Origin of the sequence: Pseudarthrobacter sp. DSP2-3-2b1, from assembly GCF_049895945.1 — a bacterium.
Classification (GTDB): Bacteria; Actinomycetota; Actinomycetes; order Actinomycetales; family Micrococcaceae; genus Arthrobacter.
The window spans coordinates 63398-86171 of sequence record NZ_JAFCTI010000004.1; the positions used below are offsets into that span (position 1 = coordinate 63398).

The window sequence follows — 22774 nt, forward strand, 5'->3', positions numbered from 1 at the left end:
CATTAGTGGGTGCCTAAAGCCGTAGCTGAAGAAACAGCAGTCGAATCCGTCCCCGTCACCGTTGCCCAGGCCCCCGTCACGCCTGCCCGTCCTGACCTTTCCCGCCTCGTGGTCAAGGGGGCAAGGGAACACAACCTCCGCAACGTGGACCTGGACCTGCCCCGCGACGCCATGATCGTTTTCACGGGCCTGTCCGGATCAGGGAAGTCCTCGCTCGCATTCGACACCATCTTCGCCGAAGGCCAGCGCCGGTACGTGGAGTCGCTGTCCGCCTACGCCCGGCAGTTCCTCGGCCAGGTGGACAAACCGGACGTCGACTTCATCGAAGGCCTCTCACCGGCCGTCTCCATCGACCAGAAGTCCACGAGCAAGAACCCCCGCTCAACCGTGGGAACCATTACCGAGATCTACGACTACATGCGCCTGCTCTGGGCTCGCGTAGGGCGGCCGCACTGCCCGGTCTGCGGCGAAGTTGTTGCCCGCCAGACGCCCCAGCAGATCGTGGACCAGCTGCTTGAACTTGAAGACGGCACCCGGTTCCAGGTCCTGGCACCTGTGGTCAGGGGCCGGAAGGGCGAATTCGTTGACCTCTTCAAGGAGCTCACCGCTAAGGGCTACTCCCGCGCCCGCGTGGACGGCGAGCTGATCCAGCTCAGTGATCCGCCCAAGCTGGGCAAGCAGTTCAAGCACTCCATCGAGGTGGTGGTTGACCGCCTGGTGGTTAAGGAGGGCATCAGCCAGCGCCTGACCGATTCCGTCGAGACCGCCCTGGGCCTCGCGGAGGGCCGCGTGCTGGCCGAGTTCGTGGACCTCGACGCCGATGCTCCGGAGCGGCTCCGGGCATTTTCCGAGAACCTGGCCTGCCCCAATGAGCATCCGCTGGCGATCGATGAGATCGAGCCCCGGTCCTTCTCCTTCAACAACCCCTTCGGCGCCTGTGCCGCCTGCAGCGGCATCGGCACCCGCCTTGAGGTTGATGAGGAGCTCATCGTCCCCAATCCTGAGCTGTCCCTGTCGGAGGGTGCCATCGCGCCGTGGTCGCTGGGCACCGCAACCACCGAGTACTGGAACCGCCTGCTTGAAGGGCTCGCGAAGGAACTCGGCTTCTCCATGACCACTCCATGGGAGAAACTGGGCAACGATGTCCGCCAGACGGTCCTTCACGGGAAGGACCACAAAGTTGTGGTCCAGTACAAGAACCGGTTCGGCCGGGAGCGGAAGTACAGCACCGGCTTCGAAGGTGCCATCCAGTACGTCCACCGCAAGCACGGCGAAACGGACTCCGAGTGGGCCCGGGACCGGTACGAAGAGTACATGCGGCAGATTCCCTGCCCTGCCTGCAACGGCGCACGTTTGAACCCTGCCTCGCTCTCGGTCCTGATCAACGGCAAGTCGATTGCCGATGTCGCGGCGATGCCCATGCGCGTCTGCGCTGACTTCCTGAACAACCTGGTGCTGACAGGCCGTGAAGCCCAGATTGCGCACCAGGTGCTGAAGGAAATCCAGGCCAGGCTGACCTTCCTGCTCGATGTCGGGCTGGAATACCTGAACCTCGAACGCCCCTCTGCCACCCTCTCCGGCGGTGAGGCCCAGCGCATCCGGCTGGCAACCCAGATCGGTTCCGGTCTGGTGGGCGTCCTCTATGTCCTGGATGAGCCCTCCATCGGCCTTCACCAGCGGGACAACCGAAGGCTCATTGACACCCTGACCCGGCTCCGTGACATGGGGAACACGCTCATCGTCGTCGAACATGACGAGGACACCATTCAGGTGGCGGACTGGATCGTCGACATCGGGCCGGGTGCAGGCGAGCACGGCGGACAGGTGGTGCACTCCGGCTCCTACAAGGAGCTGCTGGAAAACAAGGAGTCCCTGACCGGCGATTACCTGTCCGGCCGCAAGAAGATCGAAATCCCCAAGAAGCGGCGCAAATACGACAAGAAGCGCGAGCTGAAGGTGGTTGGCGCGCGCGAAAACAACCTCGTGAACGTTGATGCGGCCTTCCCGCTGGGCTTGTTTACCGCCGTCACCGGCGTCAGCGGCTCCGGTAAGTCCACGCTGGTCAACGAAATCCTTTACAAGGTGCTGGCCAACAAGCTCAACGGGGCCAAGCAGGTTGCCGGCCGGCACAAGAGCATCCTTGGCCTGGACCAGCTCGACAAAGTGGTCCATGTGGACCAGAGCCCCATCGGCCGGACACCCCGGTCCAATCCGGCCACCTACACAGGTGTCTTCGACAACATCCGCAAACTCTTCGCGGAGACCACCGAGGCGAAGGTCCGTGGCTACCTGCCGGGACGGTTCTCCTTCAACGTCAAGGGCGGGCGCTGCGAATCCTGCTCGGGCGACGGCACGCTGAAGATCGAAATGAACTTCCTGCCCGATGTCTACGTTCCCTGCGAGGTCTGCCACGGCGCCCGGTACAACCGCGAGACCCTAGAGGTGCACTACAAGGGCAAAACCATCGCCGATGTCCTGAACATGCCCATCGAGGAGGGTGCGGAATTCTTCGCTGCTTTCTCGCCGATCGCCCGGCACCTCAACACGCTGGTGGATGTTGGCCTGGGTTACGTCCGTCTCGGGCAGCCTGCCACCACGTTGTCCGGCGGGGAGGCGCAGCGCGTCAAGCTGGCAGCGGAGCTGCAGAAGCGGTCAAACGGACGCAGCGTCTATGTCCTGGACGAGCCCACAACGGGCCTGCATTTTGAGGACATCCGCAAGCTGCTGATGGTGCTTCAGGGGCTGGTGGACAAAGGCAACACCGTCATCACCATTGAACACAACCTGGATGTCATCAAGAGCGCTGACTGGATCGTTGACCTGGGCCCGGACGGCGGTTCAGGCGGCGGCCAGATTGTGGCTACGGGAACCCCGGAGCAGGTGGCGAAATCTACAAAGAGCTACACCGCCTCCTTCCTCGCCGAGATTCTGGGTTAGTTCGCCTGCCACCAGCCGGTTCCCGCATCGGGAGCCGGCGGACCCGCCGAAGTATGCCTCGGCGGGTATGCGAGTTTCAGGCATGCGTGGTGTCGTGAGAAACTAAGCCGGTGACTCAAACAACAGTGCCCGTGATCTTTGACCTGGACGGCACTCTTGTCGACCCGGCAGGCGGAATAACCGATGGAATCGCGGCCGCCCTTGCCGCCGAGGGGCTCCCGGTTCCCTCGCAGGACCTGCTCGATGCGATGATCGGCCCGAAGCTCAGTGACTCACTCCTGAGCGTGGCCATGGTGCCGGCGGCGAAGCTCGATGCTGTCATCCGGCGCTACCGGCAGTACTACCTGGCCACCGGAATTGCCCAGAGCCGCCTGTATCCGGGGATCAGGGATTTGCTTGAGGGCTTTGTGGCGGCCGGACGGCCTGTCGCCGTGGCCACGCAGAAGCCGGAGGGTCTGGCCCAGATCGTGCTGCGGCACCACGGGATCGACGCCCTCTTCCAGTCCATCAGGGGCTCCGCGGACAACGAATCCTCCACTGAAGCTCCCGTGGGGAAGGCCAGCATCATCGCCGAGGCCCTGGCCGATCTTTCCACCCGGCACGCCGTTATGGTGGGCGATCGCGCCCAGGACGTGGCGGGCGCCATCGCCAACGGACTGGACTGCATCGGTGTGGCCTGGGGATTCGCGCCCGACGGCGAACTCGACGACGCCGGGGCTGTTGCCGTGGTGGACACCACGGCAGGCCTGCTGGCCGCGATCGAGCGGCTTGAAGCCATCCACACGTCCGCCATGAGTGAGGTGCGCAACGATGGCGCTGTTTGAAGCTGTCCGCTGGAGCACCCGGGGACTGATTGCCGGCTCCTGCCGGCCCACCGTCGTCGGCCTGGAGAATGTTCCCAAGGACGGTCCGTTCATTGTGGCGCCCAACCACCTCTCCTTCTTCGACAGTGTTATCGTCCAGGCGTTGATGCCCCGGCCGGTCGCGTTCTTCGCCAAAGCCGAGTACTTCACCACCGGCGGCGTCAAAGGAAAGGTCATGAAGTCCTTCTTTGAGTCCGTGGGTTCCATCCCGGTGGAGCGCGGCGAGCAGGCAGCAAGTGTCCAGGCCCTCAAGACCCTCCTGGACATCCTGGAGTCCGGCAAGGGAATCGGCATCTACCCCGAAGGTACGCGCTCCCGCGACGGCATCCTGTACCGCGGCCGAACGGGCGTGGGCTGGCTTGCCCTGACCACCGGCGCGCCGGTGATTCCGGTCGGCCTGATCGGCACAGAAAACCTGCAGCCGGCCGGCGAGAAGGGGTTCCGGCCCCATCACTTCACCATGAAGGTGGGGGAGCCTCTGTACTTCGACAAGACGGGACCGGATCATTCCCTGCCCGCGAGGCGGCACGTAACGGACTCCATCATGGACGCGATTGCTGAACTCAGCGGCCAGGAACGCGCCACCACCTATAACCAGAGCAAGGTCACGGATTAGCCCACGTGGCAAGGAGCCCGTCCTCGCCTCAGTAGACTGGAGTCGTGGCAGATCCAGCAACTTACAGGCCCCAAACGGGTGAGATTCCCACCAACCCCGGGGTTTACCGGTTCCGCGATCCACATGGCCGGGTCATCTATGTTGGCAAGGCCAAGAGCCTCCGGTCCCGCCTGAACTCCTACTTCGCCAACCCCATGGGCCTGCTCCCGAAGACGTATGCCATGGTCCACGCGGCGAGCAGTGTGGAGTGGACGGTGGTGGGCAGTGAACTGGAGTCCCTGCAGCTCGAATACACCTGGATCAAGGAATTCAAACCTCGTTTCAACGTGGTCTTCAGGGACGACAAAACCTATCCCTACCTGGCCCTGACCATGAGCGAGAAGCTCCCCCGGGTGCAGGTCATGCGGGGGGACCGGCGCAAAGGCACCCGCTACTTCGGCCCGTATACCGCCGGAGCCATCCGGGAAACCATGGACACGCTCCTGCGCGTCTTCCCCGTCCGCAGCTGCAGCGCTGGGGTCCTCAAGCGGGCGCAGGCGAGCGGCCGGCCGTGCCTTCTGGGCTACATCGATAAATGCTCTGCGCCCTGCGTAGGCCGGATCAGCCCCGAGGAACACCGGGTCCTCGCCGAGGACTTCTGCGCTTTCATGGGCGGCGATTCCAAGCGTTTTATCTCAAAGCTTGAAAAGCAGATGGCCGAAGCGGTGGCCGAGCTCGACTACGAGCGGGCGGCCCGGCTCCGGGACGACATCTCGGCCCTCCGGAAGGTCTTCGAACGCAACGCCGTGGTCCTCGCCGAGGATACCGACGCCGACGTCTTCGCCCTGCACGAGGACGAACTTGAGGCCGCGGTCCAGGTGTTCCATGTCCGCGGCGGGCGGATCCGCGGCCAGCGCGGCTGGGTTGTTGAAAAGGTGGAGGACGCCACCACTCCGGACCTGGTGGAACACCTCCTGCAGCAGGTCTACGGCGAGGACGGCGAAAGCCACGGCAGGCTGCCCCGGGAAGTGCTGGTGCCGGTGGAGCCGAGCAACGCCGAGGAACTGACGCTTTGGCTCGGGGGCATCCGCGGCGCCAGGGTGGACATCCGGGTCCCGCAGCGCGGCGACAAGGCCGCCCTCATGTCCACCGTCCGGGAGAACGCCGAGCACGCGCTGAAACTCCACAAGACCCGACGGGCAGGGGACCTGACCGTCCGGTCACAGGCGCTGCAGGAGCTGCAGGAGGCCTTGGATCTTCCTGTCGCCTTGCTCCGGATTGAGTGTTACGACGTCTCCCACGTCCAGGGCACCAACGTGGTGGCATCCATGGTGGTGGTGGAGGACGGCCTGCCTAAGAAGTCGGACTACCGCAAGTTCTCGGTTACGGGGGCTGCTGCTGCGGACGATACAGCCGCGATGCACGATGTCCTGACGCGGCGCTTCCGGCATTACCTGCTGGACAAGTCGGCCCAGGTGGAGGCCTCCGGGCTGCCGGGGCACCAGGCCGCGCTCACAGCAGCGGGGGACGCCGCAGTGCTGGACTCCACCACGGCCGCCCCGCGGGCCAAGTTTGCCTATCCGCCCAACCTGGTGGTGGTGGACGGCGGGAAACCGCAGGTCAACGCCGCAGCCCGGGCCTTGGCGGACCTTGGAATCGAGGACGTCTACGTGGTGGGCCTGGCCAAGCGCCTGGAAGAAGTATGGCTTCCGGACAGTGACTTCCCGGTGATCCTGCCCCGCACGTCCCAGGGGCTCTACCTGCTGCAGCGGATCCGCGACGAAGCACACCGGTTCGCCATATCGTTCCACCGGCAAAAGCGCGGGAAGGCCATGACGGTCTCCGCGCTGGACGGCGTGCCGGGGCTGGGCGAGTCCAAACGGAAGGCGCTGCTGGCCCATTTTGGCTCGGTCAAGGGCGTGAAGACGGCCACCGTGGCCGAGCTCACCGCCGCCAAGGGCATCGGGCCCTCCCTCGCCGGCGCCATCGTGACCCACTTCAACTCTGTGGAACTGGCAGGCGATACCGTGCCCGCGGTGAATATGACGACCGGCGAAATCATTGAAACCTAGGTAGGGTAAGGAGCGCAGGTTTCAGCCGACGCGGTTGCCTGCTTCACCACACACGAAACGGGGCGGAACGAATGGCAGACTCTACGGCGGAATCCGGGACGGGGCTTGATGGGATGACGCCCATTAAACCCGTCGAAGCGGAACTGCTGGTGGTCACCGGAATGTCCGGGGCCGGACGGAGCACCGCCGCGGACGCGCTGGAGGACCACGGCTGGTACGTCGTCGAAAACCTCCCGCCGCAGATGCTCGGGACCCTCGCGGAACTGGTGTCCCATGCCCCACAGTCCATCCCGCGGCTTGCCGTCGTCATGGACGTGCGCAGCAAGGGTCTGTTCGCCGACATCCGCGCCGCCCTCGGCGCGCTGGAGGCCAGCGGCGTCACGTTCCGGGTGCTGTTCCTTGACGCCAACGACGACGTCCTGGTGCGCCGCTTCGAGCAGGGCCGCAGGCCGCACCCCCTTCAGGGAGGCGGCCGGATCCTCGACGGCATAGCTGCCGAGCGTGAGGTGCTGAAGGAACTGCGCGACAGCGCCGACGTCGTCCTCGATACATCCGCGTTCAACGTCCACGGCCTGGCCACCGCCATTACCGAACTCTTCACCGATTCGGGTCCGGTGGCCCTCCGGCTCAACGTCATGAGCTTCGGATTCAAGTACGGGCTGCCCGTGGACTCCAACTATGTTGCCGACGTCCGGTTCATTCCCAACCCGCACTGGGTCCCGCAGCTGCGCCCCCACACCGGGCTCGATCAGGACGTCAGCGAGTACGTCCTCGAGGCCGAAGGCGTGAAGAACTTCGTGGACCGCTACGTGCTTGCGCTCGAACCCGTCCTGGAAGGGTACCGTCGCGAAAACAAGCACTACGCCACCATCGCCGTGGGCTGCACGGGCGGCAAGCACCGCTCCGTGGCGGTCGCCGTCGAGCTTTCCAAGAAGCTGGCACAGTATCCCCGCGTGACCGTAACCACCACCCACCGGGACCTGGGCCGCGAATAATGGCGATGCTTACGGGGCCGCTGCCGCTGGTACCGGCTTCGGGCGGAACGGCAGCGGGCAAGGAGAAGGGACCGAACGTCGTTGCGTTGGGCGGCGGGCACGGCCTGTCGGCCTCGCTGTCGGCGCTCCGGCTCCTCACGTCCGAGCTCACCGCAATCGTCACGGTGGCGGACGACGGCGGGTCATCCGGGCGTCTGCGCGAGGAGTACGGTGTACTCCCGCCCGGAGACCTGCGGATGGCACTGTCCGCCCTGTGCGATGACACCGACTGGGGCCGTACCTGGCGTGACGTTATGCAGCACCGGTTTCAACCTGGCAAGGACCGCAGCGGATCCCTGGATGAGCACGCCATGGGAAACCTGCTCATCGTCACTTTGTGGGAACTGCTCGGGGACGCCGTAGCTGGCCTCACCTGGGCCGGCGCGCTGCTGGGCGCGCGGGGGCAGGTCCTGCCCATGTCCACAGTCCCGCTCACCATCGAAGGTGACGTCCTGGTGGCCGCGCCCGACGGCACCTCAACGCTGCAGACGGTGAAGGGGCAGGCGCGCTGTGCCGTGGCCGGCCATCTCGAACAGGTCCGGCTCCTGCCGGAAGAGGCTCCCGCCTGCATCGAGGCCCTGACGGCCATCGAACTTGCCGACTGGGTCATCCTGGGGCCGGGTTCCTGGTACACGTCGGTGCTGCCGCACCTGTTGCTCCCCGAAATGCGGACAGCCCTGTGCAACACGGCCGCGAAAAGATGCCTCACCATGAACCTGGCGACGGACACGAAAGAGACCACCGGCATGTCCGCCGCAGATCACCTCCACGCACTCCGGCGGTACGCCCCCGGGTTCAGCGTCGACGTCGTCCTGGCAGACCCGGCGTCGGTGCCGGACCGGCAGGAGTTTGAGAAAGCCGCCGGGATGATCGGGGCCGAGGTTGTCTTGGGTAAAGTGGGGGCGTCGGACAGCCGGCCCGTCCATGACCCCTTGCGTCTGGCAGCGGCGTACCACGACATTTTTGGGAACAGTTAGGAAGGTGCCATGGCACTGACATCATCGGTCAAGGAAGAACTGTCCCGTCTGGACATCAAGAAGTCATCAGTCCGCAAGGCTGAGGTTTCCGCGATGCTCCGGTTCGCCGGCGGCCTGCACATCATCTCGGGCAGGATCGTGATCGAGGCAGAGGTTGACCTGGCGTCAACGGCACGCCGCCTGCGGGCGGCCATCGCGGAGGTCTACGGCCACCAGAGCGAAATCATCGTCGTCTCGGGCGGAGGGCTGCGCCGCGGCAGCCGCTACGTGGTCCGTGTAGTGCGCGACGGCGAGTCCCTGGCACGCCAGACCGGGCTCCTGGACGGCCGTGGACGGCCCGTGCGCGGGCTTCCCTCTGCTGTGGTGAACGGTTCGGCTGCTGACGCCGAGGCGGTCTGGCGGGGAGCCTTCCTCGCCCACGGTTCACTCACCGAGCCTGGCCGTTCCTCCTCGATGGAGGTCACCTGCCCCGGCCCCGAGTCCGCACTTGCCCTCGTCGGTGCCGCCCGTCGGCTCGGTATTCAGGCCAAGGCGCGCGAAGTCAGGGGAGTGGACCGCGTTGTCATCCGCGACGGCGACACCATTGCCGCGCTGCTGACCCGGATGGGCGCCCACGATGCCCTGATGGTCTGGGAAGAACGCCGGATGCGCAAAGAGGTCAGGGCCACGGCCAACCGCCTCGCCAACTTTGACGACGCCAACCTGCGGCGCTCCGCCCAGGCCGCCGTGGCCGCAGGCGCCCGTGTTGACCGGGCCCTCGAGATCCTGGGCGACGACGTCCCGGACCACCTCAAATACGCCGGTGAACTCCGGGTGGCCCACAAACAGGCGAGCCTGGACGAACTGGGCAGGCTTGCCGATCCGGTCATGACCAAGGATGCCATCGCCGGACGCATCCGGCGGCTCCTGGCCATGGCGGACAAACGTGCCATTGACCTCGGCATCCCCGGTACGGATGCCAATGTGACGCCTGAAATGCTGGACGAGTAGCCGCGCCCTAGAATCAGAGCGTTCACCCTGATCTTCCGGATGCCCGTCATCCGGATGCATAATCCGAGAGTTACAACCCGGACAGACCGTCCACGACATTGGAGGATTTTGTGACCGAGTACGTACTGCCAGAGCTCGACTACGACTACGCCGCGCTTGAGCCGCACATTTCAGCGCGCATCATGGAGCTGCACCACAGCAAGCACCATGCAGCCTACGTCGCAGGCGCCAACAACGCGCTGGCCCAGCTTGCTGATGCCCGCGACAAGGGCGACTTCGCCAACATCAACCGCCTCTCCAAGGACCTGGCGTTCCACACGGGCGGCCACGTCAACCACTCGGTGTTCTGGAAGAACCTGTCCCCGGACGGTGGCGACAAGCCCGAGGGCGAGCTGGCCGCGGCCATCGACGACGCCTTCGGGTCCTTCGACGCCTTCCGTGCGCAGTTCTCCGCAGCCGCTCTTGGCCTGCAGGGGTCCGGCTGGGGCTTCCTCGCCTACGAGCCCATCGGTGGCAACCTGGTCATCGAACAGCTCTACGACCAGCAGGGCAACGTTGCGCTGGGCACCACCCCGCTGCTGATGCTGGACATGTGGGAGCACGCCTTCTACCTGGACTACGTCAACGTCAAGGCTGACTACGTGAAGGCCTTCTGGAACATCGTGAACTGGGCCGACGTCGCCAAGCGTTTCGAAGCAGCGCGCACCAACGCCACGGGCCTGATCACCCTCCCGTAGGTGACCTGCAATACATGCTGCTGTAACAAAGTTCACAATCCGGAAGCTTTCGGGCCGGAATGTGGACCGTCTGCCCCCGCACTTGCGGGGGCAGACCCTGTTAAACGTAAGATAGGTCACGGAAGGCGGTCAGCCTTCAGCAATGTGGCTGGTCGCCCTCCGATCTGTAAATCATCTCTGCCCAACGGCGTGCGGGATCTGTTAGTTGGCTTGAACGCCCGCTCAACTAGTTGTGCTTAACAAGCACCAAGGAGAATGAAAAAGTGACGACCCGTATTGGTATCAACGGCTTTGGCCGTATCGGCCGCAACTACTTCCGCGCAGCACTCGCACAGGGCGCTGACCTCGAGATCGTTGCCGTCAACGATCTCACCAGCCCCGAGGCGCTGGCCCACCTCTTCAAGTACGACTCCGTCGGCGGCCGCCTGAAGGAAACCATTGAGGTCAAGGACGGCAATATCGTCGTCAATGGCAACGTCGTCAAGGTCCTGGCCGAGCGCGACCCCGCCAACCTGCCGTGGGGGGAGCTGGGCGTTGACATCGTTATCGAATCCACCGGGTTCTTCACCAAGGCCGCAGCTGCCAGGAAGCACATCGAAGCAGGCGCCAAGAAGGTCCTGATCTCCGCACCGGCCTCGGATGAGGACATCACCATCGTGATGGGTGTGAACCACGAGCTCTACGACAACGCAACGCACCACATCATCTCCAACGCTTCCTGCACCACGAACTGCCTCGGCCCGCTGGCCAAGGTCATCAACGACGAATTCGGCATCGAGCGTGGCCTGATGACCACCATCCACGCCTACACCGCCGATCAGAACCTCCAGGACGGTCCCCACAACGACCTCCGTCGCGCCCGCGCCGCCGCCATCAACATGGTCCCCACCTCCACGGGTGCGGCCAAGGCAATCGGACTGGTCCTGCCGGAGCTCAAGGGCAAGCTTGACGGCTACGCCATCCGCGTTCCGGTCCCCACAGGCTCCGCCACCGACCTCACTGTCACCGTCTCCCGCGAGACCACGGTCGAGGAAGTCAACGCAGCACTGAAGAAGGCCGCCGAGTCCGATTCGCTGCAGGGCTTCCTGACCTACACGGATGAGCCGATCGTCTCCTCCGACATCGTGGGCGACCCCGCGTCGTCGATCTTCGATTCCGGCCTGACCAAGGTCATCGGCAACCAGGTCAAGGTTGTTTCTTGGTATGACAACGAATGGGGCTACTCCAACCGCCTCGTTGACCTCACGGAGCTCGTCGCAGCCAAGCTGGGCTAGGGTTAGTCACATGACATTTCACACCCTCAACGAACTGATCGCTGAAGGTGTCCGCGGGCGGTACATTCTGGTTAGAAGTGACCTGAATGTGCCGCTCGACGGCTCTACAGTCACTGACGACGGCCGCATCAAGGCCTCACTGCCAGTACTGGGAAAGCTCACGGACGCCGGTGCCCGCGTGCTGGTAACAGCCCACCTCGGACGCCCCAAGGGCGCTCCCGAGGAGAAGTATTCGCTCAAGCCCGCAGTGACGCGGCTCGCCGAACTTGCCGGGTTCAAGGTAACCCTGGCAGGGGACACCGTGGGCCCGTCCGCCAAGGAACACGCCGCGGCCCTGCAGGACGGCGAAGTGCTCGTTCTGGAGAACGTCCGGTTTGACTCACGCGAAACGTCCAAGGACGGCGCCGAACGCGGCGCCTTCGCGGACGAGCTCGTGGCACTGACCGGAGATAACGGGGCCTACGTGGATGACGCCTTCGGTGCAGTGCACCGGAAGCACGCCAGCGTCTACGACGTCGCCACCCGGCTGCCGTCGTACCAGGGCGACCTGGTGCACACCGAGGTTGAAGTACTGCGGAAGCTCACAGCCGACACCCAGCGGCCTTATGTGGTGGTGCTCGGCGGCTCCAAGGTCTCGGACAAGCTCGCCGTCATTGACAACCTCATCGGGAAGGCTGACGCCATCCTGGTGGGCGGCGGAATGCTCTTCACGTTCCTCGCGGCGGAAGGCCACAAAGTGGCCGGCAGCCTCCTGGAGGAGGACCAGATCCCCGTCGTGCAGGACTACCTGAAGCGCGCAGCCGACGCCGGCACGGAGTTCATTGTTCCCACCGACGTTGTGGTGGCCAGCAAGTTCGCCGCCGACGCAGACCACGAGACCGTCCCGGCGGACGGCATCGAGGGCAGCAGCTTTGGTGCCCAGGGAATCGGACTGGACATCGGACCTGACTCGGCGGCTGCCTTTGCGGAGCGGATCAAGGGCGCCAAAACGGTGTTCTGGAACGGGCCCATGGGCGTCTTCGAGTTCGAGGCATTCTCCGGCGGCACCCGCGCCATCGCCCAGGCACTGACTGAGGCGGAAGCCCTGACAGTTGTCGGCGGCGGCGATTCAGCGGCAGCTGTGCGGACCCTTGGCTTCGCGGATGATCAGTTCGGCCACATTTCCACTGGCGGAGGCGCCAGCCTGGAATATCTTGAAGGCAAGGAACTCCCGGGCCTCAGCGTTCTGGACCGCTAGGGAACCGGACTTTCGGCTACCGTCCTTCGAAAGACCTGGACTGCCAAGTCCTCCGGCCGGGGGGGGGGCCGCGGGCACCCTGCCGGCCGCACACTTATCACGAAACATATGGAGAACACGTGACTACGTCAACAAACGGCGCTTTTGACCGCACGCCTCTCATTGCAGGCAACTGGAAGATGAACATGGACCACGTCCAGGGCATCACCCTTCTGCAGAAACTTGCCTGGACCCTGTCCGATGCCAAGCACGATTACAGCCGTGTCGAAGTTGCGGTCTTCCCGCCGTTCACCGATCTACGTGGTGTCCAGACCCTGGTCCAGGGCGATGAACTGGACGTAGCCTACGGTGGCCAGGACCTTTCCCAGTTCGATTCGGGTGCCTACACCGGCGACATTTCCGGCCAGTTCCTGAACAAGCTCGGTTGCCGGTACGTACTGGTGGGGCACAGTGAACGCCGGACCATCCACAACGAGTCCGACGACGTCCTGAACGCCAAGGTCAAGGCCGCGTTCAAGCACGGAGTAACGCCGATTCTTTGCGTTGGCGAGGGCCTGGAAATCCGGCAGGCAGGGACCCATGTCCAGCACACGCTGGAACAGCTCCGCGCCGACGTCGCCGGGCTGACCCCGGAGCAGGCTGCCACCCTCGTGGTGGCCTACGAGCCCGTCTGGGCCATCGGTACCGGCGAGGTTGCCGGCCCTGACGACGCCCAGGAGATGTGTGCAGCCATCCGCGCCGAGCTCGCCACCATCTTTGGTGACGACGTCGCCGCAAAGATCCGCCTCCTCTACGGCGGTTCAGTCAAGGCCAACAATGTCGCTGCGATCCTCAATGAGCGGGACGTCGACGGCGTGTTGGTGGGCGGCGCCAGCCTCGATCCCGCGGAGTTTGCTAATATTGTCAGGTTCGAGAGTCACCTGTTGACGGACTAGTCCGTACACTGCTTCCGGCTCCCGCACTTCCAATCTTTCTGAAAGGCCGTCGTGGACGTTCTTCAAGTCATCCTGCAGATCCTCCTGGGCATCACCAGCCTTCTGCTGACCTTCCTCATCCTGCTCCACAAAGGTCGGGGCGGCGGGCTGTCGGACATGTTCGGCGGCGGCATGAGTTCCGGCCTGAGTTCCTCAGGGGTAGCTGAGCGGAACCTGAACAGGTTCACCGTGGTTTTGGGTGTCACCTGGGGCATCGTCATCATCGGTCTGGGCCTGATCATGCGGTTCAGCGGCGCAGGGGACTCCTGACCCGCTGACTTAATCGCGGTGCGGCACTGCCGTTGCCGGGATCTCCGAACTAAACTGTGGCTGTTGGCTCCCAACAGCCACAGTGTCGTTTAACCACAATGTCGTGTAAGCAGCAATGTGCGAAGCCAGGAGTCCCGATGGTACATAGTGCATCAGCGTTCCGTGGCACCCGGGTGGGTGTGACGGAAGGAGCAGGTCCAAAGAATCAGTCCGAAGCTGCTGCCGGCGAAAGAGTGCCGCGCATCCGTGTTTCCTTTTGGTGTGCCAAGGGGCATGAGACCCAGCTGGTCTTCCTCCGGCTGCCGGACGAGCAGATCCCGGCCGTCTGGGACTGCCGGCGGTGCGGGTCTCCGGCCGCCCGGGACGGCAAGGAAGCTGCCGGGCTCGAACCGCTGGAGGAAGGCTTCAAAAGCCATCTGGAATACGTTAAAGAAAGGCGCTCCGACCAGGACGCCGAGGCGGTGCTGGCCGGAGCGCTGGAGAAGTTACGCGCCGGCGGCGTCCTTCCGGACGAGCTGCCGGGGGACCCGTGACGCCGCGTTTTCGTCGATAAGCCACAAAGTGCGCGATGTCCCGCGGGGACCTGCGGCGGGTACCTGCACGGGGTTCGCCCCGGCCAAAGCCAGGCCTACGGCGCCGGCCTTGTCTTCGCCGGCCACCACCATCCAGACCTCGGCGGCGGTGTTGATTGCGGGCAGGGTCAGGGAAATACGCAGCGGCGGCGGCTTGGGGGAGTTGTGGACACCCACCACCATTCTCTCTTTCTCCCGGATCCCGGCCTGCTCCGGAAAGAGGGATGCAACGTGGGCGTCCGGTCCCACGCCGAGCAGCACCACATCCAGGCGCGGAAGGACCCCCGGCTCATCCGGCCGGTCATCTGACATGTCGGCCGCGTGCTCGGCCCTTGCTGCGTCCTGGAGCCTGCGGGCGTAGTCTTCGGCAGCCTCTTCCGGGCTCCCGAATTCATCCGAGGACCCGGGCTGGTTCACCCTGGCCGGGTCAACCGGGATGTGCGAAAGCAGAGCATCAAAAGCCTGCCGGGTGTTCCGCTCAGGATCGTCGGCGGCGACAAAACGCTCGTCACCCCACCAGAAATTGACCTTGGACCAGTCCACCGCGCGCTCGGCGGGAGAGTCCGCAACAGCCTTCAGCGTGCCGATGCCCACGGTGCCGCCTGTCAGCACCACCGTGGCCTCGCCATGCTTGTCCTGCACATCCACCAGCTTGGTGATCAGGCGGGCCGCTATGGCGGCCATAAGTACGGACGAATCAGGATGGATGCTTACTCTTGGCTCAACGCTCACTGGGACGGACGCTCCTTAGATTGGTACGTGGCAGTCCAATAGTAATCACTTCACCGAAGACCTCGTCGGGGTCCAGGCGGCGGAGCTCTTCTGCCAGGCAGTCTTTGAGGCTGCGGCGGGGCAGCGAGATGCGCTGGGCGGGCTGCCCGGGCTGCGTGAGTTCGGCGACGGACAGTCCGGGACGGAAGAGCTGGATATCGCCGCCGGGGCGGCTGAGCCGGACGCGCCGGATACCGGTTCCGGCAGGGTCCGCGACGATGGTCACGGGGGCGTCCAGGGCGAGCGTGAGCCAGGCTGCCAGCAGGATGGTCGAGGGTGAGTCGGAGGCGCCTTCGACCGCGACAGCGGTCACCGGGGACGGGTCCACCTGGTCCAGGACGGCCGCCAGCTGGATCCGCCAGTTGGTCAGCCGGGTCCAGGCGAGGTCGGTGTCACCGGCCTTGTACGTGGCACGGATATTCTCCAACGCCTTTTGCGGGTCCGGTTCATTCGCCGAGTCAGTGATGCGGCGGTGTGCGATCCGGCCAACAGAGGTTTCGCAGGCGTTCTCCGGGGCCCCATGCGGCCACCAGGCCACGATCGGGGCGTCAGGCAGCAGCAGCGCCGCAACCAGGGATTCGCTTTCGTGGGCGAGTTCCCCGTAACCGCGCAGCACGATGACTTCGGACGCGCCGGCATCGCCGCCGACCCTGATCTGGGCATCGAGCCGATCCGGTGCCTTGGCGCCGGCATCGGCCAGGACGATGATCCGGCAGGGGTGTTCGCGGCTGGCCTCGTTTGCCGCCTCGATCGCTTCTTCCTCGAGCCCGGAACGGGTGACCACTACGAGGGTCAGGACCCGGCCCAAAGCGATCACACCGCCCTGCTCACGCAGGGCCATGATCTTTTTGGAGATCTTCGAGGTGGTGGTGTCCGGCAGGTCAACAATCATGGCCTTCTCCAGGTTCGTCCGTCGCGGGCCAGCAGTTCATCCGCCGAGGCGGGTCCCCAGCTGCCCGGGGCGTAGGGTTCGGGCTGTTTGTTCTGTTCCGCCCAGAAGTCTTCAAACGGGTCAAGGATCTTCCAGGAAAGCTCCACTTCGGCGTGCCGCGGGAACAACGGCGGCTCACCGAGCAGGACATCCAGGATCAGCCGCTCATACGCTTCAGGGCTGGATTCGGTGAAGGAGTGCCCGTAGCCGAAGTCCATGGTGACGTCGCGGACTTCCATCTGCGTGCCCGGAACCTTGGACCCGAACCGGATGGTGGCGCCCTCATCCGGCTGGACCCGGATGACCACGGCGTTCTGGCCGAAATCATCCTCGCCGTGGTCACGGAACAACAGGTTCGGTGCGCGCTTGAACACCACGGCGATCTCCGTCACGCGGCGGCCCAGGCGCTTGCCTGCCCGCAGGTAGAACGGCACACCATGCCAGCGGCGGGTGTTGATGTCCACCCGGATCGCGGCGAACGTCTCGGTGGTGGAATCGGCCGGGATGCCGTCCTCCTCCAGGTAGCCCTGGACCTGTTCCCCGCCCTGCCAGCCGCCGGCAAACTGCCCGCGTGCCGAATGGGTGGAGAGGTCCTCCGGGAGCTTAACCGCGGCCAGAACCTTTTCCTTCTCAGCCCGCAGATCGTCCGCGTTGAAGGAAATGGGCTCCTCCATCGCGGTCAGGGCCAGCAGCTGCAACAGGTGGTTCTGGATCACGTCGCGGGCCGCACCCACGCCGTCGTAATACCCTGCCCGGCCACCGGTGCCGATGTCCTCGGCCATGGTGATCTGGACATGGTCCACGTAGTTCGCGTTCCACAACGGCTCAAAGAGCTGGTTCGCGAACCGGAGGGCCAGTATGTTCTGCACCGTCTCTTTGCCGAGGTAGTGATCGATCCGGAACACAGCATCGGCAGGGAACACCGACTCGACGATGTCGTTCAGCTGGCGGGCCGACTCCAGGTCATGCCCGAACGGCTTCTCAATCACCACCCGGCGCCACTTGTCCCCGTCAGCTTGGGCCAGGCCGTGCTTGGACAGCTGCCGGCAGACCTGCTCAAAGGCCTTCGGCGGAATCGAAAGGTAGAACGCGTGGTTTCCGCGGGTACCGCGGGTCTCATCGAGCTCCTCGGTCACCTCGCCCAGACGCTCGAAGGCGTCGTCGTCGTCGAACCCGCCCTGGACAAAACGGATGCCCTCGGCAAGCTGGTTCCACACCGCTTCATCAAACGCGGTCCGCGAGTAGGCCTTGACAGATGCCTTGACCTCAGCGGCGAAATCAGCGTCGCTCCAGTCCCGCCGGCCAAAACCGACCAAAGCGAAGCTCGGCGGCAACAAGCCGCGGTTCGCCAGGTCATACACCGCCGGCAAAAGCTTCTTGCGGGCAAGATCACCGGTCACTCCAAAGAGCACCAACGAGGACGGACCGGCAATCCGGTTCAAACGGCGGTCGCGCGGATCCCGGAGCGGATTGCGCCCTGATTTGGAGCGCGCGGATCTGTTGCCGTATTCGGTTTCTGGCATGGTTGCTGTTGTGCCTTAGCTTTCAGTGACGGCGGCAGGCCGGGCGGCAAGCGCTGCAATGATGTTCTGCAGCTGTGCCACGCCGGCGGCGCGGTCGGTCAGGTGCAGACGCAGGACGGGGCGGCCGTGACCGGCCAGGACCTGGGCGTCGCCCGCTGCCTGGGCGGAGATCAGTTCCCCGAAGGAGAACGGACGGTCCGGGATGGCCAGGTCTTCAGCCGGAGCCGCGGTGACCTGCAGGAAGACACCGATCGCGGGGCCGCCCTTGTGGAACTGTCCGGTGGAATGCAGGAAGCGCGGACCCCAGCCGAAGGTGACAGGCCGGCCGCTGACGGCCGCGAGTTCGTCGCGGATGCCCTCCAGCTGCGCGTATGCCAGCCGGTCGAAGTAAGCCTGGACGCTGAGGTAGCTCTCGTCGTCGAGCGTTCCGAGGAGGGCGCCAACGGCTTCCTCCGCAGTGGCTGCGCCGCGGAGCCAGTCCCCGCCCCGGACCTCGATGGCGCCGTCAACGAAGGCGGCGGGCGTGGGTTCGGGCTGTGCGTCCAGGAGGCCGCGGGCAGCAACCTTGGCAGCCTCTACGTCCGGCTGGTCGAACGGGTTGATGCCCAGCAGGCGCCCCGCGACGGCGGTGGCGAATTCCCAGACCATCATCTGCGTGGCCAGGCCACCGGCGATCGCTACTTCGTTCTCGCCGAGTTCGACGTCGGCGTCCGCGGCAACCAGCCGCACCACCAGGACGTCGGCGGCACCGGAGGTGACCTCCGGCGAGTCGGGTCCGGCCACCACCGGAAGGACGCCGGTGCCGAGCTTTCCGGTGGATTCTGCGATGAGCTGTTCGGCCCAGTCCGCGAAGCCCACAATGCCCGAGCCGTCCTCGGCGATGACAATCTTGTTGCGCAGCGGGTTGGTACCACCCAGCGCCGTGCCCAGGGCCAGCCCGATGTTCTCGGCCGCGTCCTCGTTCAGGATTTCGGCCGCTTCCTCGGCTTCATCCAGGAAAGCCTGGATGTCCACGCCGGCAAGGCCCGAGGGGACCAGTCCGAACGCGGTCAGCGCCGAGTAGCGGCCGCCCACGTTGGGGTCAGCGTTGAAGACGGCGCGGTAGCCGGCCTCGCGCGATGCCTTGTCCAGCGGGGACCCTGGATCGGTGACGATGATGATCCGGCTTTTGGCGTCCAGGCCGGCCTCGGTGAAGGCGTGCTCGAAGATCCTGCGCTGGGAATCGGTCTCAAGGGTGGAGCCGGACTTGGAGGAGACCACAATGGCGGTCTCGCCCAGCCGGTCCGCCAGGGCAACCCGGACCTGGTCGGGGTCCGTGCTGTCCAGCACAGTCAGCTCGACGCCAGCGGTGCCGGCGATGACCTCGGGAGCGAGGGAGGACCCGCCCATGCCGCAAAGCACGATCCGGGTCACCCCTTCTGCCCGCAGGGCATCGCGCAGTTCGATGATGTCCGCCACCAGGGGCTGGGAGACGGTGGCCGCCTCAACCCAGCCGAGGCGGACTGCCGACTCGGCTTCGGCGTCGGGACCCCACAGGGTGTGGTCCTTGGCGAAGATCCGGGTGGCAATGCGGTCCTCTACCAGGGCGGGGAGGTGCTGCTCGAGTGCCTGCTGTGCGGCACCGGTGGCGTCGTAGCTGAGTGTGCTCATGAGGGGTTAGGAAGCCTTCCGTGCGGCGGCGAGGGCACCTTCGACGTCGGCCAGCAGTTCCTTCCAGCTGGCCACGAACTTGTCGAGGCCTTCGGATTCGAGGAGCGCGACGACCTCGTTGTAGGAGATGCCCAGCTTCTCGAGGGCGTCGAGTGTGGCGTTGGCATCAGCGTACGTGCCGGTTACGGTGTCGCCGGTGACCACACCGTGATCGAAGGTGGCGTCCAGGGTCTTCTCCGGCATGGTGTTGACCACACCGGGTGCTACCAGCTCCGTGACGTACAGAGTGTCCGGGTAAGCCGGATCCTTGACGCCGGTCGAAGCCCACAGCGGGCGCTGGGGGAGCGCGCCGGCCCCGGCCAGCAGGGCCCAGCGTTCGGTGGAGAACAGCTCTTCGTAGACCTGGTAGGCGAGGCGGGCGTTGGCGACGCCGGCCTTGCCCTTGAGTGCCTTGGCTTCGTCGGTGCCCAGGGCATCGAGGCGCTTGTCGATTTCTGAGTCAACGCGGGAGACGAAGAACGAGGCGACCGAGTGGATCCCGGCGAGGTCGTGGCCGTTCTCCTTGGCCTGCTCCAGGCCGGACTGGAAAGCGTTGATGACGGCGCGGTACCGCTCCAGCGAGAAGATCAGGGTCACGTTGACGCTGATGCCCTCGGCCAAGGTGGCGGTGATCGCTTCCAGGCCTTCGAGCGTTGCCGGGATCTTGATGTGGACGTTGTCCTTGTTGACCTTCTTGTAGAGGTGCTTGGCCTCGGCGATGGTGCCGGCGGTGTCCCAGGCAAGGCGCGGGTCAACTTCGATGGACACGCGGCCGTCAACGCCCTTGGTCGCGGCGGCAACCGGTGCGAAGAGGTCGCAGGCGTCCGCCACGTCAGTGGTGGTGATTTCGAAGATGGTGTCTTCGACGCTGGCACCGGCAGCGGCCTGCGCGGCGATGGTGGCGTCGTAGTCCGTGCCGGCCGTGATGGCGGCGTGGAAGATGGAAGGGTTGGTGGTGACACCAACAACGTTCTTCTCTTCGATGAGCTTGCGCAGGGTCCCGGTTTCGAGGCGGCTGCGGGAAAGGTCATCCAGCCAGATGGAAACTCCGGCGTCGGAAAGCTGCTGAGTAGGCGTAGTCATTTTGAATCTCCAGGAATCTGTTTAGGCCTGCAGGCCAGCGAGGGAGTCCTTGGCAGCGGCGGCGACGGCCTCCGCGGTGATGCCGAACTCCTGGAAAAGGCGCTTGTAGTCAGCGGAAGCACCGTAGTGCTCGAGTGAGACGGAACGGCCGGCGTCGCCGACGAATTCGCGCCAGCCGAGGGCAAGCCCGGCTTCGACCGATACCCGGGCCTTGACGGCGGCCGGGAGGACGGATTCGCGGTAGGCGGCGTCCTGCTTGTTGAACCACTCGACACACGGCATCGAAACAACGCGTGCCGCGATGCCGTCAGCCTGGAGGGCTTCGCGGGCCTGGACGGCCAGCTGGACCTCGGAGCCGGTGCCGATCAGGATGACATCGGCAGGCACGGTGGCGCCGTCCTTGGAGGCTTCGGCCAGGACGTAACCGCCCTTGGCGACGCCTGCAACGGAACCGAACGTCTCGCCGTCGGCCGTTCCCTCACCACGGGCGTAGGTGGGGATGTTCTGGCGGGTGAGCACGATTCCGGCCGGGTTCTCGTGGTTCTCGAGCATGGTCTTCCATGCAACAGCCACCTCGTTGGCATCACCGGGGCGGACAACGTCCAGGCCCACGATGGCGCGGAGGGAGGCAAGCTGCTCCACCGGCTGGTGGGTGGGGCCGTCTTCGCCCAGGCCGATGGAGTCGTGGGTCCACACGTAGAGGGAGGGAACACCCATCAGGGCACCGAGGCGGATGGCCGGCCGCTGGTAATCACTGAAGATCAGGAACGTGCCGGAGAATGCGCGGGTGCGTCCGTGCAGGGCGATCCCGTTCACGATCGACGCCGCAGCGTGCTCGCGGATGCCGAAGTGCAGGACACGGCCGTACGGGTTGCCGGACCAGGCGTCGGTCTGCTTGGAGGCAGGAACGAAGGACGGCGAGCCCTCAATGGTGGTGTTGTTGGATTCGGCGAGGTCCGCTGAACCGCCCCAGAGTTCGGGCATGACCGGGCCGAGGGCGTTGAGCACCTTTCCGGAGGCGGCGCGGGTGGAGACGTCCTTGCCGGCCGGGAACACCGGAAGGGCCGCGTCCACGCCTTCGGGCAGTTCCTTGGACTCGACGCGCTCCAGGAGGGAGGCGCCTTCCGGGTTGGCTGCCTGCCAGGCGTTGAAGGACTCTTCCCATTCCTTATGGGCGGCGGCGCCGCGGTCCACAACGGAGCGGGCGTGGGCCAGGACTTCCTGGTCGACGTCGAAGGACTTGGCCGGATCGAAGCCGAGGACTTCCTTGAGCGCTGCAACTTCCTCGGCGCCCAGGGCGGAACCGTGGATCTTGCCGGTGTTCTGCTTCTTGGGGGCCGGGTAGCCGATGATGGTGCGCAGCGAGACGATGGAGGGCTTTGACGTCTCGGCCTTGGCTGCGAGCAGGGCCGAGTACAGCTCCTGGACGTCTTCCTTGTATTCGCCGGTCTTGGTCCAGTCCACGCGCTGGGTGTGCCAGCCGTAGGCCTCGTAGCGCTTGAGGACATCCTCCGTGAAGGAGATGTCGGTGTCGTCCTCGATGGAGATGTGGTTCTCGTCGTAGACCACTACAAGGTTGCCCAGTTCCTGGTGGCCGGCCAGTGAGGAAGCCTCGGCTGTGACACCTTCCTGGAGGTCGCCGTCGGAAGCAATGACCCAGATGGTGTGGTCGAACGGGCTCTCGCCGGCGGCAGCATCGGCGTCGAACAGGCCGCGCATGCGGCGCTGGGAGTACGCGAAGCCCACGGAGGAAGCCAGGCCCTGGCCCAGCGGGCCAGTGGTGATCTCCACACCGGCGGTGTGCTTGTATTCGGGGTGGCCCGGGGTCAGCGAGTTCCAGGTGCGGAGCGCCTCAAGGTCCTTCAGTTCCAGGCCGTAGCCGGAGAGGAACAGCTGGATGTAGAGGGTCAGCGAGGTGTGGCCCGGGGACAGGACGAAGCGGTCCCGTCCCAGCCAGTCCGGGTTCCGCGGATCGTGCCGCATGAGTTTCTGGAAGAGAAGATAAGCGGCCGGTGCCAGGCTCATAGCCGTTCCGGGGTGGCCGTTACCGACCTTCTCCACCGCGTCTGCGGCCAGAACGCGGATGGTATCCACCGCGCGCTGGTCCAAGCTGGTCCATGACAGTTCTTGCTCTTCCAAATGTGGCACGAAAACCGGGCCCCTCTCTATGCTGACAGTGGGCTGTACACGGGATCCGGTCCGGGCACGCTTTGGTGCCCGCTGCGGTGTGTACCAGCCGTTCACC

The 22774-nt window shown here is 65.1% G+C and carries 19 protein-coding genes; 13 read left to right on the plus strand and 6 right to left on the minus strand.

The features are described 5' to 3' along the window. The first annotated feature begins 9 nt into the window (after window positions 1-9). The 13 genes from uvrA (at window position 10) to ACP7AX_RS06885 (ending at window position 14493) form a co-directional block, all read left to right on the plus strand. The gene (gene uvrA, locus ACP7AX_RS06825; protein WP_426225881.1) at window positions 10-2937 is read left to right on the plus strand and encodes an excinuclease ABC subunit UvrA; all 2928 of its coding nucleotides are present in this window, start codon (window positions 10-12) and stop codon (window positions 2935-2937) included. A gap of 110 nt (window positions 2938-3047) precedes the next feature. Next, window positions 3048-3761, plus strand: coding sequence for an HAD hydrolase-like protein (locus ACP7AX_RS06830; RefSeq protein ID WP_426225882.1), 714 nt, complete (start codon window positions 3048-3050; stop codon window positions 3759-3761). Then, window positions 3748-4416, plus strand: a complete 669-nt coding sequence (locus ACP7AX_RS06835; protein WP_131681454.1) for a 1-acyl-sn-glycerol-3-phosphate acyltransferase — start codon at window positions 3748-3750, stop codon at window positions 4414-4416. The genes ACP7AX_RS06830 and ACP7AX_RS06835 overlap by 14 nt, the downstream gene beginning before the upstream one ends. 44 nt (window positions 4417-4460) lie before the next feature. Continuing rightward, window positions 4461-6467, plus strand: coding sequence for an excinuclease ABC subunit UvrC (gene uvrC / locus ACP7AX_RS06840; RefSeq protein WP_131681453.1), 2007 nt, complete (start codon window positions 4461-4463; stop codon window positions 6465-6467). 71 nt (window positions 6468-6538) lie between these two features. Beyond that, the gene (gene rapZ / locus ACP7AX_RS06845; RefSeq protein ID WP_131681452.1) at window positions 6539-7462 is read left to right on the plus strand and encodes an RNase adapter RapZ; all 924 of its coding nucleotides are present in this window, start codon (window positions 6539-6541) and stop codon (window positions 7460-7462) included. After that, entirely contained in the window at window positions 7462-8478 is a 1017-nt protein-coding gene (locus ACP7AX_RS06850) for a uridine diphosphate-N-acetylglucosamine-binding protein YvcK (protein ID WP_131681451.1), read from the plus strand. Before rapZ ends, ACP7AX_RS06850 begins: the two co-directional genes overlap by 1 nt. Before the next feature lie 9 nt (window positions 8479-8487). Continuing rightward, window positions 8488-9468: a DNA-binding protein WhiA gene (whiA, locus tag ACP7AX_RS06855; protein ID WP_108597830.1), complete on the plus strand. Its 981-nt coding sequence runs from the start codon at window positions 8488-8490 to the stop codon at window positions 9466-9468. 110 nt (window positions 9469-9578) lie between these two features. After that, a complete protein-coding gene (locus ACP7AX_RS06860; protein ID WP_131681450.1) occupies window positions 9579-10205 on the plus strand; it encodes a Fe-Mn family superoxide dismutase in 627 nt (208 codons plus the stop codon). 263 nt (window positions 10206-10468) lie between these two features. Then, window positions 10469-11479 (plus strand): type I glyceraldehyde-3-phosphate dehydrogenase, encoded by a 1011-nt coding sequence (gene gap, locus ACP7AX_RS06865; RefSeq protein WP_131681449.1) that lies wholly within the window; start codon window positions 10469-10471, stop codon window positions 11477-11479. A gap of 10 nt (window positions 11480-11489) precedes the next feature. After that, window positions 11490-12716 carry a phosphoglycerate kinase gene (locus ACP7AX_RS06870; protein ID WP_131681448.1) on the plus strand — a complete coding sequence of 409 codons (1227 nt, stop codon included), beginning with the start codon at window positions 11490-11492 and terminating at the stop codon, window positions 12714-12716. Window positions 12717-12835: 119 nt separating this feature from the next. Further along, the gene (tpiA, locus tag ACP7AX_RS06875; RefSeq protein WP_131681447.1) at window positions 12836-13651 is read left to right on the plus strand and encodes a triose-phosphate isomerase; all 816 of its coding nucleotides are present in this window, start codon (window positions 12836-12838) and stop codon (window positions 13649-13651) included. A gap of 51 nt (window positions 13652-13702) precedes the next feature. Continuing rightward, window positions 13703-13960, plus strand: a complete 258-nt coding sequence (gene secG / locus ACP7AX_RS06880; protein ID WP_131681446.1) for a preprotein translocase subunit SecG — start codon at window positions 13703-13705, stop codon at window positions 13958-13960. A gap of 137 nt (window positions 13961-14097) precedes the next feature. Beyond that, complete coding sequence (locus ACP7AX_RS06885; RefSeq protein ID WP_131681445.1) at window positions 14098-14493, plus strand: RNA polymerase-binding protein RbpA; 396 nt, start codon at window positions 14098-14100, stop codon at window positions 14491-14493. Here ACP7AX_RS06885 and pgl read toward each other — a convergent pair. From pgl to tkt, 6 genes are read right to left on the minus strand one after another with little or no spacing between them, the layout of a single operon-like run. After that, window positions 14446-15264 (minus strand): 6-phosphogluconolactonase, encoded by an 819-nt coding sequence (pgl, locus tag ACP7AX_RS06890; RefSeq protein WP_131681444.1) that lies wholly within the window; start codon window positions 15262-15264, stop codon window positions 14446-14448. The two genes, ACP7AX_RS06885 and pgl, sit on opposite strands and share 48 nt — an antisense overlap. After that, window positions 15254-16195 (minus strand): glucose-6-phosphate dehydrogenase assembly protein OpcA, encoded by a 942-nt coding sequence (locus ACP7AX_RS06895; RefSeq protein ID WP_131681443.1) that lies wholly within the window; start codon window positions 16193-16195, stop codon window positions 15254-15256. Before ACP7AX_RS06895 ends, pgl begins: the two co-directional genes overlap by 11 nt. Further along, a complete protein-coding gene (zwf, locus tag ACP7AX_RS06900; RefSeq protein ID WP_131681442.1) occupies window positions 16192-17757 on the minus strand; it encodes a glucose-6-phosphate dehydrogenase in 1566 nt (521 codons plus the stop codon). The genes ACP7AX_RS06895 and zwf overlap by 4 nt, the downstream gene beginning before the upstream one ends. Window positions 17758-17772: 15 nt before the next feature. Further along, window positions 17773-19407, minus strand: coding sequence for a glucose-6-phosphate isomerase (locus ACP7AX_RS06905; protein WP_426225883.1), 1635 nt, complete (start codon window positions 19405-19407; stop codon window positions 17773-17775). 6 nt (window positions 19408-19413) lie between these two features. Next, window positions 19414-20529, minus strand: a complete 1116-nt coding sequence (gene tal, locus ACP7AX_RS06910; protein ID WP_426225884.1) for a transaldolase — start codon at window positions 20527-20529, stop codon at window positions 19414-19416. A gap of 21 nt (window positions 20530-20550) precedes the next feature. Further along, window positions 20551-22668: a transketolase gene (gene tkt, locus ACP7AX_RS06915; protein WP_131681868.1), complete on the minus strand. Its 2118-nt coding sequence runs from the start codon at window positions 22666-22668 to the stop codon at window positions 20551-20553. Window positions 22669-22774: the final 106 nt, after the last annotated feature.